The organism is Aromatoleum aromaticum EbN1, assembly GCF_000025965.1.
Lineage (GTDB): Bacteria > Pseudomonadota > Gammaproteobacteria > Burkholderiales > Rhodocyclaceae > Aromatoleum > Aromatoleum aromaticum.
This window is the reverse complement of the sequence record NC_006513.1, coordinates 2,804,039-2,820,036: the sequence shown is the minus strand read 5'-3', so window position 1 is coordinate 2,820,036 and position 15,998 is coordinate 2,804,039. Positions and strand designations below refer to the sequence as shown.

Annotated in this window: 15 protein-coding genes; 2 read left to right on the top strand and 13 right to left on the bottom strand. The window is 62.7% G+C overall.

Annotated elements, in window-relative coordinates; genetic code table 11:
* Positions 1–177: 177 nt before the first annotated feature.
* From asd to fdxA, 12 genes are all read right to left on the bottom strand, one after another.
* A complete protein-coding gene (gene asd, locus EBN1_RS13430; protein WP_011238502.1) occupies positions 178–1,311 on the bottom strand; it encodes an aspartate-semialdehyde dehydrogenase in 1,134 nt (377 codons plus the stop codon).
* 27 nt (positions 1,312–1,338) lie between these two features.
* Positions 1,339–2,391, bottom strand: a complete 1,053-nt coding sequence (gene leuB / locus EBN1_RS13425; RefSeq protein WP_011238501.1) for a 3-isopropylmalate dehydrogenase — start codon at positions 2,389–2,391, stop codon at positions 1,339–1,341.
* Between the two features lie 36 nt (positions 2,392–2,427).
* Positions 2,428–3,069: a 3-isopropylmalate dehydratase small subunit gene (gene leuD / locus EBN1_RS13420; protein WP_011238500.1), complete on the bottom strand. Its 642-nt coding sequence runs from the start codon at positions 3,067–3,069 to the stop codon at positions 2,428–2,430.
* A gap of 66 nt (positions 3,070–3,135) precedes the next feature.
* The gene (gene leuC, locus EBN1_RS13415; protein WP_011238499.1) at positions 3,136–4,545 is read right to left on the bottom strand and encodes a 3-isopropylmalate dehydratase large subunit; all 1,410 of its coding nucleotides are present in this window, start codon (positions 4,543–4,545) and stop codon (positions 3,136–3,138) included.
* Between the two features lie 83 nt (positions 4,546–4,628).
* Positions 4,629–5,444, bottom strand: a complete 816-nt coding sequence (locus tag EBN1_RS13410) for a M48 family metallopeptidase (protein WP_011238498.1) — start codon at positions 5,442–5,444, stop codon at positions 4,629–4,631.
* Positions 5,441–6,601, bottom strand: coding sequence for an MFS transporter (locus EBN1_RS13405; RefSeq protein WP_011238497.1), 1,161 nt, complete (start codon positions 6,599–6,601; stop codon positions 5,441–5,443). The genes EBN1_RS13410 and EBN1_RS13405 overlap by 4 nt, the downstream gene beginning before the upstream one ends.
* 81 nt (positions 6,602–6,682) lie before the next feature.
* Positions 6,683–7,816, bottom strand: coding sequence for a chorismate synthase (gene aroC, locus EBN1_RS13400; RefSeq protein ID WP_011238496.1), 1,134 nt, complete (start codon positions 7,814–7,816; stop codon positions 6,683–6,685).
* Positions 7,817–7,941: 125 nt separating this feature from the next.
* Positions 7,942–8,256: an acetolactate synthase small subunit gene (ilvN, locus tag EBN1_RS13395; protein ID WP_011238495.1), complete on the bottom strand. Its 315-nt coding sequence runs from the start codon at positions 8,254–8,256 to the stop codon at positions 7,942–7,944.
* Position 8,257: 1 nt separating this feature from the next.
* The gene (gene ilvB, locus EBN1_RS13390) at positions 8,258–9,925 is read right to left on the bottom strand and encodes an acetolactate synthase large subunit (RefSeq protein WP_011238494.1); all 1,668 of its coding nucleotides are present in this window, start codon (positions 9,923–9,925) and stop codon (positions 8,258–8,260) included.
* A gap of 280 nt (positions 9,926–10,205) precedes the next feature.
* Complete coding sequence (locus EBN1_RS13385) at positions 10,206–11,873, bottom strand: long-chain-fatty-acid--CoA ligase (protein WP_011238493.1); 1,668 nt, start codon at positions 11,871–11,873, stop codon at positions 10,206–10,208.
* Between the two features lie 176 nt (positions 11,874–12,049).
* On the bottom strand, positions 12,050–12,508 hold the full coding sequence (locus EBN1_RS13380; protein ID WP_011238492.1) for a CBS domain-containing protein: 459 nt from the start codon (positions 12,506–12,508) through the stop codon (positions 12,050–12,052).
* Between the two features lie 150 nt (positions 12,509–12,658).
* Positions 12,659–12,982: a ferredoxin FdxA gene (gene fdxA / locus EBN1_RS13375; protein ID WP_011238491.1), complete on the bottom strand. Its 324-nt coding sequence runs from the start codon at positions 12,980–12,982 to the stop codon at positions 12,659–12,661.
* 275 nt (positions 12,983–13,257) lie between these two features.
* On the opposite strand from fdxA, the gene trxA reads away from it, so the two are divergent.
* On the top strand, positions 13,258–13,584 hold the full coding sequence (gene trxA, locus EBN1_RS13370) for a thioredoxin TrxA (protein ID WP_011238489.1): 327 nt from the start codon (positions 13,258–13,260) through the stop codon (positions 13,582–13,584).
* 132 nt (positions 13,585–13,716) lie between these two features.
* Positions 13,717–14,976, top strand: a complete 1,260-nt coding sequence (rho, locus tag EBN1_RS13365) for a transcription termination factor Rho (RefSeq protein ID WP_011238488.1) — start codon at positions 13,717–13,719, stop codon at positions 14,974–14,976.
* A gap of 108 nt (positions 14,977–15,084) precedes the next feature.
* On the opposite strand, the gene EBN1_RS13360 is transcribed toward rho, so the two are convergent.
* Positions 15,085–15,936: a 3-hydroxybutyryl-CoA dehydrogenase gene (locus EBN1_RS13360; RefSeq protein WP_011238487.1), complete on the bottom strand. Its 852-nt coding sequence runs from the start codon at positions 15,934–15,936 to the stop codon at positions 15,085–15,087.
* Positions 15,937–15,998: the final 62 nt, after the last annotated feature.

The window sequence follows — 15,998 nt, the reverse complement described above, 5'->3', positions numbered from 1 at the left end:
AACGCAAGCGAGCGCTCGCTGTGCTCCGCGCAATCTAACATTTTGTTTCAATATTCGCAGCAATTCTCTGGTTGCCCAGGCAATTCACCGGCGAACGCCTCCCCCGAACGGCGTTCGTGACATGCAGGAGACAAATTGGGGCCGGAACCGCGTCAGGCACGATTCCGGCCGGCGATTTTACTGCGACAGCAGGATTCGCAGCATGCGCCGCAGGGGTTCGGCTGCGCCCCACAGGAGTTGGTCGCCGACGGTAAAGGCACCCAGGTATTCGGGCCCCATCGCCATCTTGTGCAAGCGCCCGACCGGCACGCTGAGCGTCCCCGTCACGGCGGTCGGCGTCAGTTCCCTTTCGCTGATCTCGCGCTCGTTCGGAACGACCTTCACCCAGTCGTTGGCCGTGCCGATGATCTCGCCGAGCTCATCCAGCGGCACGTCCTTGCGCAACTTGATGGTCAATCCCTGCGAATGACAGCGCATCGCACCGATGCGTACGCACAGACCGTCGATCGGCACGCTGCCGGCACTACGGAACGGCGGGTTGCCGAGTATCTTGTTGCATTCCGCCCCACCCTTCCATTCTTCCTTCGACTGGCCGTTTTCCACCGGGACGTCGATCCACGGGATCAGGCTGCCCGCCAGCGGCACGCCGCGGAAGTTCTTCGCCGGAAAACCGGCCGAGCGCATTGTCTCGGCGACTTTGCGGTCGATGTCGAGGATCGCTGAGGCGGGGTCGGCGAGTTCAGCCTTCACTGCGTCATGCAGCGCACCCATCTGGGAGAGCAGCTCGCGCATGTTCTGCGCGCCGGCTCCCGACGCGGCCTGGTACGTCATCGCCGAAATCCACTCGACCAGACCATGCTTCAAGAGCCCGCCCAGGCCCATCAGCATCAGCGACACGGTGCAGTTGCCGCCGATCCAGTCGCGACCGCCCTTCGCGAGCGCATCCTTGATGACATCGAGGTTGACCGGATCAAGGACGATCACCGCGTTGTCTTCCATCCGCAGTGCACTCGCCGCGTCGATCCAGTGGCCCTTCCAGCCGGCCGCCCGCAGCTGCGGATACACGGCTTTCGTGTAGTCGCCGCCCTGGCAGGTGATGACGATGTCCATCTGCCGCAGCATGTCGACGTTCATCGCGTCCTGCAGCGCCAGCGGCGCTTCCCGGCCGCCGAAGGCCGGCGCTTTGCCGCCGGCCGCGGACGTCGAGAAATATACCGGCTCGATATCGGCGAAATCCCCCTCCTCGACCATCCGCTGCATCAGCACGGAACCGACCATGCCCCGCCAACCGACCAGACCTACCTTGTTCATTGCCTTCACCTCGAATTGCCAGAAATCTCAGAGTGCCGCCAACACGGCGTCGCCCATTTGCTTCGTACCGACCTTCGTCGTGCCCGGCTCGAAAATGTCGCCGGTGCGCAGGCCCTGCGCCAGCACCTTCTTCACCGCATTCTCGATGCGGAGCGCCCCATTTTCCTGATTGAACGTGTAGCGCAGCATCATCGCGACGGAAAGGATCGTCGCCAGCGGATTGGCAATGCCCTGGCCGGCGATGTCGGGCGCCGAGCCGTGCGACGGCTCGTACAACCCCTTGTTGTTCGCGTCCAGCGAGGCCGACGGCAGCATGCCGATCGAGCCGGTGAGCATCGAGGCCTCGTCGGAGAGGATGTCGCCGAACATGTTGCCGGTGACCATCACGTCGAACTGCTTCGGCGCGCGCACGAGTTGCATCGCGGCGTTGTCGACCAGCATGTGGCTGAGTTCGACGTCCGGATACTCGGCGGCCAGTTCGATCATCACGTCGCGCCACAGCTGCGTCGTCTCGAGCACGTTCATCTTGTCCACCGAGCACAGCCGCCTGTTGCGCTTGCGCGCGGCCTCGAACGCGACCCGGCCGATGCGGCGAATCTCGGACTCGCTGTAGTGCATCGTGTTGAAGCCGAAACGCTCGCCGTCACGAACCTCCAGCCCGCGCGGCTGGCCGAAATAGATGTCGCCGGTGAGTTCGCGCACGATCAGGATGTCGAGCCCTGCCACCACCTCCGGCTTCAGCGACGACGCATTCGCGAGTTCGGGGTACAGGATCGCCGGACGCAGGTTCGCGAACAGGCCGAGATCCTTGCGGATGCCGAGCAGGCCGCGTTCCGGGCGCTGTTCGCGCGGCAACGTGTCCCACTTCGGGCCGCCGACGGCGCCGAGCAGCACCGCGTCGGCCTCGCGGGCGAGCTTGCGCGTCGCCTCCGGATACGGATCGCCGGTCGCATCGACCGCGGCGCCGCCCAGCAGGGCCTCTTCCATCTCGAACTTCAGGTCCAGCGCCTCGATCACGCGCACCGCCTCGGCCGTGATCTCCGGCCCGATGCCGTCGCCCGGCAGAATGCAAATCTTCATCGGCAAACGTCTCCTGCTATGCCCGGCCGGTCCGGCTCAGGCGACAAAATAATAAGGATGGTCGGCGCGGCGCTTCTCTTCGAAGGTGCGAATCCTGTCCGCATGCCGCAGCGTCAGGCCGATGTCGTCCCAGCCGTTGAGCAGGCATTCCTTGCGGAACGGGTCGACTTCGAACGCGATCGTTTTGCCGTCGGGACGGACGATCGTCTGCGTGGCGAGATCAACCTTGAGCCGATACCCGTCGGTGGCCTCGCACTGCCGGAACAGCTCGTCGATCTCCGGCGCGGGCAGCACGATCGGCAGCAGGCCGTTCTTGAAACAGTTATTGAAGAATATGTCGGCGAAGCTCGAGCCGATCAACACTCGGAAACCGTAGTCTTCGAGCGCCCAGGGGGCGTGCTCGCGCGAACTGCCGCAGCCGAAGTTGTCGCGCGTCAGCAGTATCTGCGCTCCTTCGTAGCGCGGCTGGTTCAACACGAAGTCCGGATTTTTCGGCCGGTTCACACAATCCTGGCCGGGCTCTCCGTGGTCCGTATAGCGCCATTCGTCGAACAGGTTCGGGCCGAAGCCGCTGCGCTTGATCGATTTCAGGAACTGCTTCGGGATGATCGCGTCGGTGTCTACGTTCGCGCGATCGAGCGGGGCAACGCGCCCGTTGAGTTCGGTAAACGGCTTCATGATCTCACCACCTCCGGATGGCCTCGCCATCCTTTCGAAATATTCATATCTGCGCCACGGCGACGATCACGCAAGCTCGCGCACGTCGATGAAATGGCCGACGACCGCTGCCGCGGCAGCCATCGCCGGGCTGACGAGATGCGTCCGGCCGCCGGCTCCCTGCCGGCCCTCGAAGTTGCGATTCGACGTCGAAGCGCAGTGTTCGCCGGGCTCGAGCCGGTCGGCATTCATCGCGAGGCACATCGAACACCCCGGCTCGCGCCACTCGAATCCGGCAGCGAGGAACACCTCGTGCAATCCCTCGGCCTCGGCCTGACGCTTGACCAGACCCGAACCGGGCACGACCAGCACGCGCTTGACGCTCGGCGCCTTGCTGCGCCCCTTCGCGACCGACGCCGCCTCGCGCAGGTCCTCGATGCGGGAATTGGTACAGGAACCGATGAACACCTGATCGACGGGAATCTCGCTGATCGGCGTGTTCGGCGCGAGACCCATGTATTTCAGCGCGCGCTCGATGCCTTCGCGCCTGACCGGATCGCCGATGCCGGCCGGATCGGGCACGCGCCCCGAAACCGTCTCGACCATCTCCGGGGAAGTCCCCCACGTGACTTGCGGCTGGATCTGCGCGGCGTCGAGTTCGACGATCTTGTCGAATTTCGCGCCATCGTCCGTTTTCAGCGTGCGCCAGTAAGCGACCGCCTGCTCCCACGCCTGGCCTTTCGGCGCGAGCGGCTTGTCGCGCAGGTAGTCGATCGTCGTCTGGTCGACCGCGACCAGACCGGCGCGTGCGCCGGCTTCGATCGCCATGTTGCAGATCGTCATCCGCCCTTCCATCGACAGCGCGCGGATCGCACTGCCGCCGAACTCGATCGCGTAGCCGGTTCCGCCCGCGGTACCGAGGCGGCCGATGATCGCCAGCGCAATGTCTTTCGCCGATACGCCGCGGCCCAGTTCGCCGTCCACCCGGACCAGCATCGTCTTGGAACGCTTCTGCAACAGACACTGGGTCGCAAGCACATGCTCGACTTCCGAGGTCCCGATTCCGTGCGCGAGACAGGCGAAGGCACCGTGCGTCGACGTATGGGAGTCGCCGCACACGACCGTCATGCCGGGGAGCGTCGCGCCGATCTCGGGCCCGATCACATGGACGATGCCCTGGCGCGCGTCCCTGAAAGGAAAGTAGGCCAGTGCGCCCACCTCGCGGATGTTCGCGTCCAGCGTTTCGACCTGTTGCCGCGAGACGGGATCTAGAATGCCCCGTTCCCAGTGGTCGGTCGGCGTGTTGTGGTCGGCCGTCGCAACGATCGAGCTGACGCGCCACGGCTTGCGCCCGGCAAGCTTCAGGCCTTCGAAAGCCTGCGGGCTGGTCACCTCGTGGATCAGGTGGCGGTCGATATAGATCAGCGCCGTGCCGTCCGCCTCCTGGTGAACGACGTGACTGGACCAGAGCTTTTCGTACAGCGTTTGGGCTTCCATCCCATGCCTTCCGTGGAAAGAAAAAGAGATTGATTATTTCACAGGGGAGACAGCGTGAATAGCCGCGCCCCGCAAGGCTTTCTTCATCGTTTGGCCGCTTCGTACAACGGCATCACCCGCGCTGCGTATTCGGCCAGATCCTTCTGGCGGTTTGCGTGGGCGGGGTGAGTCGACAGCCATTGCGGGGGCGAACCGCTCGCGCGCGACGCCATCTTGTCCCACAGGCCCACTGCCGCGCGCGGATCGTAGCCGGCCCGGGCAGCGAGTTCGACGCCGATACGATCCGCCTCGACTTCGTGCAGGCGCGAATTGGGCAGTTCGAAAGTCACCTTGGCCACCATGCCCATCAGGTCCTGTCCGACTTCGCCGACGCCCAGCAAGGCTCCGGCGACGGAAATGCCCAGACCGGTCGCCATCGCTTTCGAAACCTGCTCGCGCGAATGCTCGCGCAGCGCGTGCGCGATCTCGTGCCCCATCACCGCCGCAATTTCGTCGTCGCTCAGCTGGAGTTGCTCGATCAGCCCCGAGTAGATCGCCATCTTGCCTCCGGCCATGCACCATGCATTGAGCTGGTCGGAACTGAGCACATTGACCTCCCACTGCCAGTCGCCGGTATCCGGGCGGAATGCCGTCGCCTGCGAAATCAGCCGACTGGCGATCGCGCGGACTCTGGCCACCTGCCGCGGATCGCGATTGAGCGCGTTCTTCTTGCGCGCTTCGGCCAGCACCTCGGCGTATTGCTTGCTCGACGCCTGCTCGACCTCCTCGGCCGACACCATCATCATCTGCCCGCGCTCCACGCCGACCGTCCCGCCCCGCGTGGTTTGCACCGTCTGACATCCAACTGCGATAAAGCCGGCGATCAGTGCCGCGATGCAATGCCTCAATCCGTTTTTCACGCTACCTCTCCTTTGATCGTTTCCAACCCCGGGCGCCATCCCCACAGCAACCACAGCAGGCCGCCCAAGGCAAAGCCGGAGCCGAAAGTATAGGTCCAGGCCGGCCCGATCGTTTCCCACGTAAAACCACTCAGCAGCCCGCCGAGCATGCCACCGGCACCAAAGGAAATGCTCCCGTACAACGCCTGTCCCCTCGATTGGAGCTTGCCGGGGAACCAGAGGTTCACCGTGGCGATGGCTGCGGCATGATAGGCGCCGAAAGTCGCGCCATGGAGCAGCTGCGCGAACACGAGGGCGGGCAGCGACTCGACTCCCCAGCCGATCAGCGCGAAGCGCAGCACCGCGCAGGCGAACGCGAAAACCAGGATGGTGCGCATCGAAAACGACCGGGCGATGCGGGGCATCAGCATGAACACCCCGATCTCGGCGAGCACGCCAAGCGTCCACATCCAGCCGACGAGGGCCTTGCTGTAGCCGTGATCGACAAGATAGATCGAATAGAACACGTACAATGCGCCGTGCGCCGCCGACATGAAGAAACATGCGCCGAAAAGGGCCTGCACTTCGGGCCGGCGCAGCGTGTCACGCAAGCGCCCGGTCTCGCAGTGCAGCGCCGGAACGCGGGCTTCGGGCAGCGTGAGTGCACACAGCGCGATGCCTCCCAGCACCAGCGCAGTCATCCACAGCACCGAATCGAGCGGCAGGAAATCGAGCAGGTAGCCGATGCCGAGCACTGCGACGATGAACCCGATCGATCCCCACACCCTGACGCTGCCGTAACGGCTTGCCTGGGCTCCGAGATGCGCGAACGTCAGGCTCTCGACCAACGGCAACGCCGCGCTCCAGAAGAAGGCCATCAACGCCATCGCGATCAACAGCCCATCGAAGCGCGTCGTCACGAAGAAGATGCAGAATCCGGCAAGGCTGGCAGTCGCCGATAGCCTGATGATGAACAGGCGCCGTCCTGCATGCTCGGCGAGCCAGCCCCAGAGGTTGGGTGCGATCACGCGCATCACCTGCATCAGCGACATCAGGATCGCGATATCGGTTGCAGAGAGCGAGATCGACTGGAGATAGAGCGTGAAATACGGCGAAAAGGCGCCGACGAACGCGAAATAGAAAAAGTAGTATGCGGACAGGCGCCAGTACGGCAACACGGATGCAGCCCTAGCTGCGCCGGCGGCGGGCGGCAGACAGTGCCTGACGCACGGCCGGCGCCCGAACGAACGGCAAAGCCGTCAGCGCGGGGGCGCGGGAACGCGCTGCACGCCGGAGGGCGCGAGCCGGGCGAGCTTCGGCGTCGCGCAGGAAACGTCGCCGCACTGGGCGCGATGACGCAGCGCGTGGTCCATCAACACGATCGCCAGCATCGCTTCGGCGATCGGGGTGGCGCGGATACCGACACACGGGTCATGGCGACCATGGGTGTTGATGACCACGGCGTCGCCCTGCTTGTCTATCGAGCGACGATCGAGTCGAATGCTCGAGGTCGGCTTCACAGCCATGCTCACGAGAATGTCCTGGCCCGTCGAAATGCCGCCCAGCACTCCACCGGCATTGTTCGACAGGAAACCTTCGGGGGTCATTTCGTCGGAATGTTCGGTGCCGCGCTGCGCAACGCTGGAAAAACCGGCGCCGATCTCGACGCCTTTTACCGCGTTGATGCCCATCATCGCGTAGGCGATATCCGCATCGAGCCGGTCGTACACCGGCTCCCCCCAGCCCACCGGAACGCCGCTGGCCACGACATCGATGCGCGCTCCGACCGAGTCGCCGGATTTGCGCAGTTCGTCCATGTAGTCCTCGAGCGCCGGCACGATCGACGCGTTGGGGGCGAAGAACGGGTTGCGCCCGACTTCATCCCAGTCGACGAACGGGATCTCGATCGGTCCGAGCTGCGACATGAAGCCGCGGATGACGACTCCGTACTGCTGATTCAGCCATTTGCGTGCGATCGCACCCGCCGCCACGCGCACCGCCGTCTCGCGCGCCGACGAGCGGCCGCCGCCACGGTGATCGCGTATCCCGTATTTCTGCCAGTACGCATAATCGGCATGACCGGGGCGAAACGTCTCGGCGATGTTGCCGTAATCACGAGAGCGCTGGTCCTGGTTGCGAATCAGCAGCGCAATCGGAGTGCCGGTCGTAACGCCCTCGAACACCCCCGAAAGAATCTCCACTTCGTCCGGTTCGCGCCGCTGCGTGACGTGCCGCGACGTCCCGGGCTTGCGCCGATCGAGCTCGACCTGGATCTCCTGCGTCGAAATCGGCATGCCCGGCGGACACCCGTCCACGACACAGCCGATCGCCGGACCATGCGACTCACCAAAAGAAGTGACGCAAAAGAGTTTGCCTAAGCTATTGCCGGACATCGAATCCCGATTTCAGACGAGGGGTGGAGACGCGCCGAGTTTAGCACAGCGCTTCAGGACGCCGTCCCGGTCTTGTCCGGGCCGCTCTCCGCACTCTGCAGCCCATTCGCGCGATCGCTCGATGCTCAGTAGAAAAATTTCTCCAGCCGTTCGAATACTTCATGCTCCGCCCCGTGCCGGCGCACCGACAATACGTCGACGAGCTTCTCCACCTGCAGCACCATCTGCTCCAGCCGCTGGTCCTCGAACACCAGCAGCCAGATGCGGCTGCGGCGCGGATCGGACAGCGGCATGCACAAGATGCCTTCGACGTTGAACGCACGACGGGCGAACAGATTGCAGATGTGACTCATCACGCCGGGGTGATTGTTGACTTCGAGTTCCAGCACGACTTTGGCGAAGCCGGATTGCTGCAAGGGTTCGGCAACTTGTTCGATCATGTCAGCCTCCGATCATTTCGGTGTTCGCACCGCCTGGAGGCACCATCGGATAGACGAATTCCTCGCAGTCGATCGATGCGTGGATCAGGCACGGCCCCGGGGCGTTCAGCGCCTGGGCAAGCGCCGCGCGGGGGTTCCGGACCGTATCGAGATCGACGCCGTCGATGCCGAAGCCCTCGGCAATTTTCAGAAAATCCGGTGCGCCCTGGTACTTCGACGCGAACACCCGTTTACCGTAGAACAGGCTCTGCTGCTGATACACCAGCCCGAGCGAGTTGTTGTTCATCAGCACGATCTTCACGTTGAGCCCTTCTTCGGCGAGCGTCGCGAGTTCCTGGATGTTCATCTTGAAGCTGCCATCACCGGTGAAGCAGATGACCGTTCGCGCGGGAGCTGCCAGCGCTGCGCCGACCGCCACCGGCAAGCCGAATCCCATCGTCCCGAACCCGCCGGAGGTCAGCCACTGACGGGGCCGGCGAAACGGATAAGCCTGGGCAACCCACATCTGGTGCTGCCCGACGTCGGTGGTGACCACTGCCTCATCACTCACCGCACAGGCGACCGCCTGAACGAGACCATAGGGGCTGCGCGGATCCTCCAGCCTCGGCATGTGCAGCGGAAAACGGCTTTTGAGGCTGCCGACATGTGACAGCCAGCGCTTGCGCAGCCTGATGTTCACCCGCGGCAACAGCGCGTCGAGAACCACGCCGACATCCCCATTGATCGCGACATGCGCGTTCCTGATCTTGTGCAGTTCGGACGGATCGATGTCGATATGCACGATCTTCGCCCGCGGGCAGAATTGCGCCGCCTTGCCGATCGCCCGGTCGTCGAAGCGCGCACCGACGCAGATCAGCAGGTCCGATTCTTCGAGGATGAAATTCGTGTAGCGCGCGCCATGCATCCCCAGCATGCCGAGCGAAAGCGGGTGGTCGATCGGCATCACGCCCAGCGCCATCAACGTCATCGTGGTCGGCAAGCCGGCACGCTCGGCGAGCATGACGATTTGCTGCGCTGCGCCGGAATGAATCACGCCGCCGCCGACATACAACACCGGGCGTTCCGCAGCATTGATGAGTCGTGCCGCCTCCTCGATCGCGTCCGGATCGCTTGCGGGCGCGGCATTCGGGATGGCCGGCAGCGGAAACGCATCGAAGCTCACGACCTGGGTCTGCACATCCTTCGGGATGTCGATCAGCACCGGGCCGGGACGCCCGGACATCGCGAGGCGAAACGCGTCGGGAATCACCTCCAGCAATTCGGCTGCCGAGCGCACGAGGAAATTATGCTTCGTGACCGGCACCGTCATGCCGTAGATGTCGGCTTCCTGGAAGGCGTCGGTGCCGATCATCGAAAGCGGCACCTGCCCGGTGATCGCCACCATGGGAATCGAATCCAGATGCGCGTCGGCGATCGCCGTAACCAGGTTCGTCGCACCGGGGCCGCTCGAGGCAAAGCACACCTCCGGGCGGCCCGACACCCTGGCCATCCCCTGGGCGATGAACCCGGCTCCCTGTTCATGACGGGCGAGCACGTGGCGAATCAGCTTGCTACCCGACAGCGCATCGTAGAGCGGCAGGATAGCGCCGCCGGGAATACCGGCAACGGTGCGTATGCCCTGCCGTTCAAGCAAGCGCAGGATCAGTTCGGCGCCGGTCATCTGAATCATCATGATCTCCTTCGGTTCATATCCGGGCGGCAGGAACCGGCGGCGCAAAAAACAAACCCCCGCCGGGCCTGCGCGCCGGCGGGGGTTGGAATCGATGCTACCTGGTTGTCCCTTGCCCTTAAGACGCGCGCCTGCCTACGCTTGCTACTACGCGTACCGGCAGTACTACGGCGAGGGAGAGAACCAGATGCGTCATGGCACTACAAATATCGGGATCGGTGCTGCGGATTCTAACCACGGATCGAACAGAAAAACAAGCGCGACGCGGCAACGCGTTCGTTCAGGCCTTCCCGTCCCGCAACAGGCGCCGCAGGATCTTGCCGACATTCGTCTTCGGTAATTCGTCGCGAAACTCCACGAGGTGAGGGATCTTGTATGCAGTCAGGCTTTTGCGACAGTGCGCAATGATCATTTCGCGGGTGAGCGAGGGATCTTTGCGCACGATGAACACTTTGACGGCTTCCCCGGTGCGCTCGTCCGGCACGCCCACTGCGGCGACTTCCAGCACGCTTGGGTGGCTTGCGACGACGTCCTCGATCTCGTTCGGAAAGACGTTGAAACCCGATACCAGAATCATGTCCTTCTTGCGATCGACGATACGCACAAAGCCTTTTTCGTCGATCGTCGCGATGTCACCGGTGCGCAGGAAACCATCGGGCGTAAAGACGTGGGCCGTATCCTCCGGCCGATTCCAGTACTCGCGCATCACCTGCGGCCCCCGCACGCACAGTTCGCCGGGCTGCCCGAGCGGCATTTCGCTGCCGTCGTCGCCGCGAATGCTCACTTCCGTCGATGAAACGGGCAGGCCGATCGAATGATTGAAGGCGGGCAGATCGAGCGGGTTTATCGTCACCGCGGGCGAGGTTTCGGTCAGTCCGTAGGCCTCGATGAGCGGCTGTCCGGTGATCCGTCGCCAGCGGTCCGCCACCTGCTGCTGCACCGCCATTCCCCCGCCGAGCGCGATGTGGAGCCGGGAGAAATCGAGCTTGGCAAAATCCGGGTTGTTCAGCAACGCATTGAACAGCGTATTGACCCCGGTGATGGCGGTGAATTTGTACTTGGCGAGTTCCTTGATGAAGCCGGGAATGTCGCGAGGATTGGTGATCAGCACGTTCGTCGCGCCGAGCTTGAAGAATGTCAGGCAGTTCGCGGTCAGGGAAAAAATATGATAGAGCGGAAGCGCCGTGATGATGATTTCCTCGCCTTCATGCACGAAGGGCCGGATCCAGGCGTGTGCCTGCTGCAGGTTCGCGATGATGTTGCGATGGGTCAGCACTGCCCCTTTCGCCACGCCGGTGGTGCCACCCGTGTATTGGAGAAAGGCGATGTCGTCGTGTCCGACGCTCACCGGCTCGAGCGGGAATGCGGCGCCCTTGGACAATGCCGCCGAAAAACTCACATGACCTGGGAGATTCCATGACGGCACCAGCTTCTTGACCTGTCGGACGACCAGATTGACGATCAGGCTTTTCGGAAAGCCGAGCATTTCGCCGAGGCTCGTGACGACGATATGAGGCATCGTGAGCTTCGGCAGCACCTGTTCGAGCGTGCTAGCGAAATTCTCGACGATGACGATCGTCTCGGCGCCGGAGTCGCGGAGCTGATGCTCCAGCTCACGAGCGGTATACAGCGGATTGACGTTGACAACGACGTAGCCGGACCGGAGCACTCCGAACATGGCGATCGGGTACTGCAGCATGTTGGGCATCATCAGCGCAACGCGCGCGCCCCTCGGAAGCTTCAGCGCGCCTTGCAGGAAGCCTGCGAACCGGACGGACAAGCGGTCGAGTTCGGTATAGCTGATGCCCTTGCCCATGTTGATGTAGGCCGGCCGGTCACCAAACTGCCGCACGCTGCGGCTGAACAGATCGCCGATGGAGCTGAACTCGTCGGGATCGATTTCTGCGGGAACGCCCGGGGGATAGCTCTGCAGCCAGATCTTTTCCATCATCGACTCCTTCAGCCAGAAACCGCTGCCGGCAAGCGTGATCTGATCAAGCCATCCGGAACCCGCCCGGCGTCAGAGACGCGGCGGCGGGATCCGGTCTGTCATCGGAGCCGCGGCAATGATCGTCACGCCCTGTCACCGGACTCGCGCATCCGCCGCAACGAGAAGCTGCTGCGTTATTTTTCGTCCTCTTCGCCCGGCTCGCGCGGCCAGTTGCGAATGTAGTTTTTCAGCATCCGGTTCTCGAAGCTCTGCTCTTCAAGCACCGCCTTCGCCACGTCATGGAAGGACACCACGCCCATCAGCGTATTACCGTCCATCACTGGCAGATAACGCTGGTGGTGATCGACCATCAGGCGACGCAGCGCATCCATTTCCATGTCGGGGGACGCGATCATCGGCCCGGGAAGCATTGCCGCTTCGACGGGCATCTCGGCCCACCCCGCGCCGCCCTTGTGTACGGCCTGCAGCACCTCGCGAAAAGTCAGCATGCCGGTCATCTGGCCCTGCGAAAAAACCACGAGCGAGCCGACGTCCTGCTCCGTCATGATGGCTACCGCTTCAGCCATGCTCCTGCTGGGAGCAATCGTATAGAGCACCTTGCCCTTGATCGCAAGAATCTCGCTCACCAGCATTTGTATTCCCCCACCATTTTCATGTAATTCACCTTGGGCGATGTTAGTGGAATGTCGTGAGCACGAACAGCGTCTGCATAAATCGCCGCACTCGTCGTCGCGGCGTGCGCAGACCTCGAATGCGGCTCTCCACTGCGTTATTCGAGTTCTTTATTTGGTCAGTTCGTCGAGCTTGCCTGTTCGCTTCGCCCACTCGTCGGCATCCGGCAAGGGATCCTTGCGTTCGACAATCGGCTTCCACTGCTGCGCGAGTTCGGCATTGAGGGCGATGAAATGACGCTGCCCCTCGGGGACGTCGTCCTCGGCAAAAATGGCTTCCACCGGACACTCCGCGACACACAGGGTGCAGTCGATGCATTCCGTCGGGTCGATCGCAAGGAAATTTGCCCCTTCCCTGAAGCAGTCCACCGGACAGACGTCAACACAGTCGGTGTACTTGCAGCGGATGCAGGCTTCAGTTACAACATAAGTCATTATTTGAACTCCATCAGTTCGGTACGCGGTCAAAATGGGCAGCACTCCCAGTGCTCACAATATAGCCGAGAGAGCCCGCCTGGTGCCATTGCCGCCTCCCTCGCCTCGCCCGGTGTAGCCCCTTGGCCCGGAGAACTTCTTGACGCGCGGGCCGGCTTCGCATAACTTTTCGGAAACTCCCAGCACGAGGCGGTTCGATTCCGCCTTGTCGACCGGGTCCGTCAGGGCCCGCCCCCCTATCCGAAGCACTACCGTTACCCCTGATGCGAGGAAACATGAGCGAGCATATCCATTACGTCACCGACGGCAATTTTGAAGCCGAGGTGCTTCAGTCGCAGACCCCCGTGCTGGTCGACTACTGGGCCGAATGGTGCGGCCCGTGCAAGATGATTGCGCCGATTCTCGACGACGTCGCCAAGGAATACGCCGGCAAGCTGAAAGTCGCGAAGCTCAACATCGACGAAAACCAGGAGACGCCCGCCAAATTCGGCGTGCGGGGCATTCCGACGCTGATGCTGTTCAAGGGCGGCAACGTCGAAGCCACGAAGGTCGGCGCGCTGTCGAAGTCCCAGCTCACTGCCTTCATTGACAGCAACCTCTGAGCAGCGCTACAGTCCAATCCGTTTCCGCGGCGCCTCCCGCGCCCCGTGCCGAAATTCCCGGCGCCGCGATTGCCTCTCTCCCAGATCCCTTCACCTGCTTCATCCAATAGCGCCTTGTTGCGCCCTCTCGCCATGCAATTATCGGAGCTTAAGTCCCTCCACGTAAGCGAACTGCTGGAAATGGCCATCGCGAATGAAATCGATGGCGCCAACAGGTTGCGCAAACAGGAACTCGTGTTCGCCCTGCTCAAGAACCGGGCGAAGAAGGGCGAACCGATCTATGGCGACGGAGCACTCGAAGTCCTGCCCGACGGATTCGGATTCCTGCGTTCCCCGGACATTTCCTATCTTGCCGGCACTGACGACATCTACGTTTCCCCGTCGCAGATCCGGCGCTTCAACCTTCACACCGGCGACACGATCGAAGGCGAGATTCGCACGCCCAAAGACGGAGAGCGATATTTCGCGCTGGTCAAGCTGGACAAGATCAACAGCGAGCCTCCCGAGGCCTGCAAGCACAAGATCCTCTTCGAGAACCTCACGCCGCTGCACCCCAACGAATGCCTCAAGCTCGAACGGGACATCCGCGGAGAAGAAAACATCACGAGCCGGGTGATCGACATGATCGCGCCGATCGGCAAAGGCCAGCGCGGCCTGATCGTCTCCCCGCCGAAGAGCGGCAAGACGGTGATGTTGCAGCACATCGCCCACTCCATCGTCGCCAATCATCCCGACGTCGTCGTCATCGTACTGCTCATCGACGAGCGCCCGGAGGAAGTGACCGAGATGCAGCGATCCGTCAAAGGTGAAGTGGTCGCTTCCACCTTCGACGAACCCGCTTCTCGCCACGTCCAGGTCGCCGAGATGGTGATCGAGAAGGCCAAGCGCCTGACCGAGCACAAGAAGGACGTCGTCATTCTGCTCGACTCGCTGACGCGCCTCGCGCGCGCCTACAACACCGTGGTGCCCGCATCGGGCAAGGTGCTCACCGGCGGCGTGGACGCGAACGCGCTGCAGAAGCCCAAGCGCTTCTTCGGCGCCGCCCGGAACATCGAGGAAGGCGGGTCGCTGACGATCATCGCGACCGCGCTGATCGACACCGGCAGCCGCATGGACGACGTGATCTACGAAGAATTCAAGGGCACGGGCAACATGGAGTTGCACCTCGATCGCCGCATGGCCGAGAAGCGGGTTTATCCGGCGATCAACGTCAATCGGTCCGGCACGCGCCGGGAGGAACTCCTCCTCAAGCCCGACGTACTGCAGAAAGTGTGGATCCTGCGCAAATTACTGTATGGCATGGACGACATCGACGCGATGGAATTCCTGCTCGACAAGATCAAGGCCACCAAGAGCAACGGCGAGTTCTTCGACGCGATGCGCCGCGGCTGAAGCAGGACGTTCAAGTCATGACGCCACCCGAGGGTGGCGTTTTTATTGCAGCGTTCCGGAGGAGGCACTACAACGGGACTCTACAGCCGGCCGTCTCCCCGAAGCAGCTTATTTATACTCGAAGAAACCTTTGCCTGACTTGCGGCCGAGATAGCCCGCCTCGACCATCTCCACGAGAAGCGGCGCGGGGCGATACTTCGGATCCTTGAAACCTTCGAAGAGCACCTGCATCACCGCGAGTTCCACGTCGAGACCGATCATGTCGCCCAGCGCGAGCGGGCCGATGGGATGGTTGCAGCCCAGCTTCATCGCCTCGTCGATCTCGGCCGCGCTCGCAAGGCCTTCCCCGAGGGCAAAAATCGCCTCGTTGATCATCGGGCACAGCAGCCGGTTGACCACGAAACCCGGACTGTTGCGCACTTGCACCGACGTCTTGCCGACTGCCCCGGCAAGCGTCTCGACCATCGTGTAAGTGGCGTCGGACGTCTGCAAGCCGCGAATGAGCTCCACCAGCGCCATCACCGGAACGGGATTGAAGAAATGCATGCCGATAACTCGGTCGGCGCGTCGCGTGGAAGCGGCGAGCTTCGTGATCGAGATCGATGACGTATTGCTCGCGATGATCGCTTCGGGTTTTGCAAGGGCGTCCAGTTGCTCGAAGATTTTCAGCTTCAGTGCGAGGTTTTCCGTTGCCGCCTCGATGATGAGGTCGCAGTCGCTCATCGCGCCGAGCTCCGTCGATCCGCTCACCCGCGCAAGCGCCTCAGCCTTCTGCGCTTCCGTCATCTTGTCTTTCTTGACGAGCCGATCGAGACTGCCGCTGAGGGTCGCCAGACCGCGCTGCAACGCGGCGTCCGCAACGTCGCTCATCACGACGTCGAACCCTGCCACCGCGAATGCCTGGGTTATGCCGTTTCCCATCGTTCCGGCACCGACGATCCCGATTTTTTTCATATTCATTGTATGTCCCGCTCCTGTCGTTTAACGAACACATCGGCATTGCCATCGAGAATCCCGTACCG

Excerpts from the sequence above, each read along its gene's own strand:
- asd (WP_011238502.1), bottom strand. The coding sequence starts at position 1,311 with ATGAACAAGGTAGGTCTGGTCGGTTGGCGGGGCATGGTCGGTTCCGTG.
- leuB (WP_011238501.1), bottom strand. The coding sequence starts at position 2,391 with ATGAAGATTTGCATTCTGCCGGGCGACGGCATCGGGCCGGAGATCACG.
- leuD (WP_011238500.1), bottom strand. The coding sequence starts at position 3,069 with ATGAAGCCGTTTACCGAACTCAACGGGCGCGTTGCCCCGCTCGATCGC.
- leuC (WP_011238499.1), bottom strand. The coding sequence starts at position 4,545 with ATGGAAGCCCAAACGCTGTACGAAAAGCTCTGGTCCAGTCACGTCGTT.
- aroC (WP_011238496.1), bottom strand. The coding sequence starts at position 7,816 with ATGTCCGGCAATAGCTTAGGCAAACTCTTTTGCGTCACTTCTTTTGGT.
- ilvN (WP_011238495.1), bottom strand. The coding sequence starts at position 8,256 with ATGATCGAACAAGTTGCCGAACCCTTGCAGCAATCCGGCTTCGCCAAA.
- ilvB (WP_011238494.1), bottom strand. The coding sequence starts at position 9,925 with ATGATTCAGATGACCGGCGCCGAACTGATCCTGCGCTTGCTTGAACGG.
- EBN1_RS13385 (WP_011238493.1), bottom strand. The coding sequence starts at position 11,873 with ATGGAAAAGATCTGGCTGCAGAGCTATCCCCCGGGCGTTCCCGCAGAA.
- EBN1_RS13380 (WP_011238492.1), bottom strand. The coding sequence starts at position 12,508 with ATGCTGGTGAGCGAGATTCTTGCGATCAAGGGCAAGGTGCTCTATACG.
- fdxA (WP_011238491.1), bottom strand. The coding sequence starts at position 12,982 with ATGACTTATGTTGTAACTGAAGCCTGCATCCGCTGCAAGTACACCGAC.
- trxA (WP_011238489.1), top strand. The coding sequence starts at position 13,258 with ATGAGCGAGCATATCCATTACGTCACCGACGGCAATTTTGAAGCCGAG.
- rho (WP_011238488.1), top strand. The coding sequence starts at position 13,717 with ATGCAATTATCGGAGCTTAAGTCCCTCCACGTAAGCGAACTGCTGGAA.
- EBN1_RS13360 (WP_011238487.1), bottom strand. The coding sequence starts at position 15,936 with ATGAATATGAAAAAAATCGGGATCGTCGGTGCCGGAACGATGGGAAAC.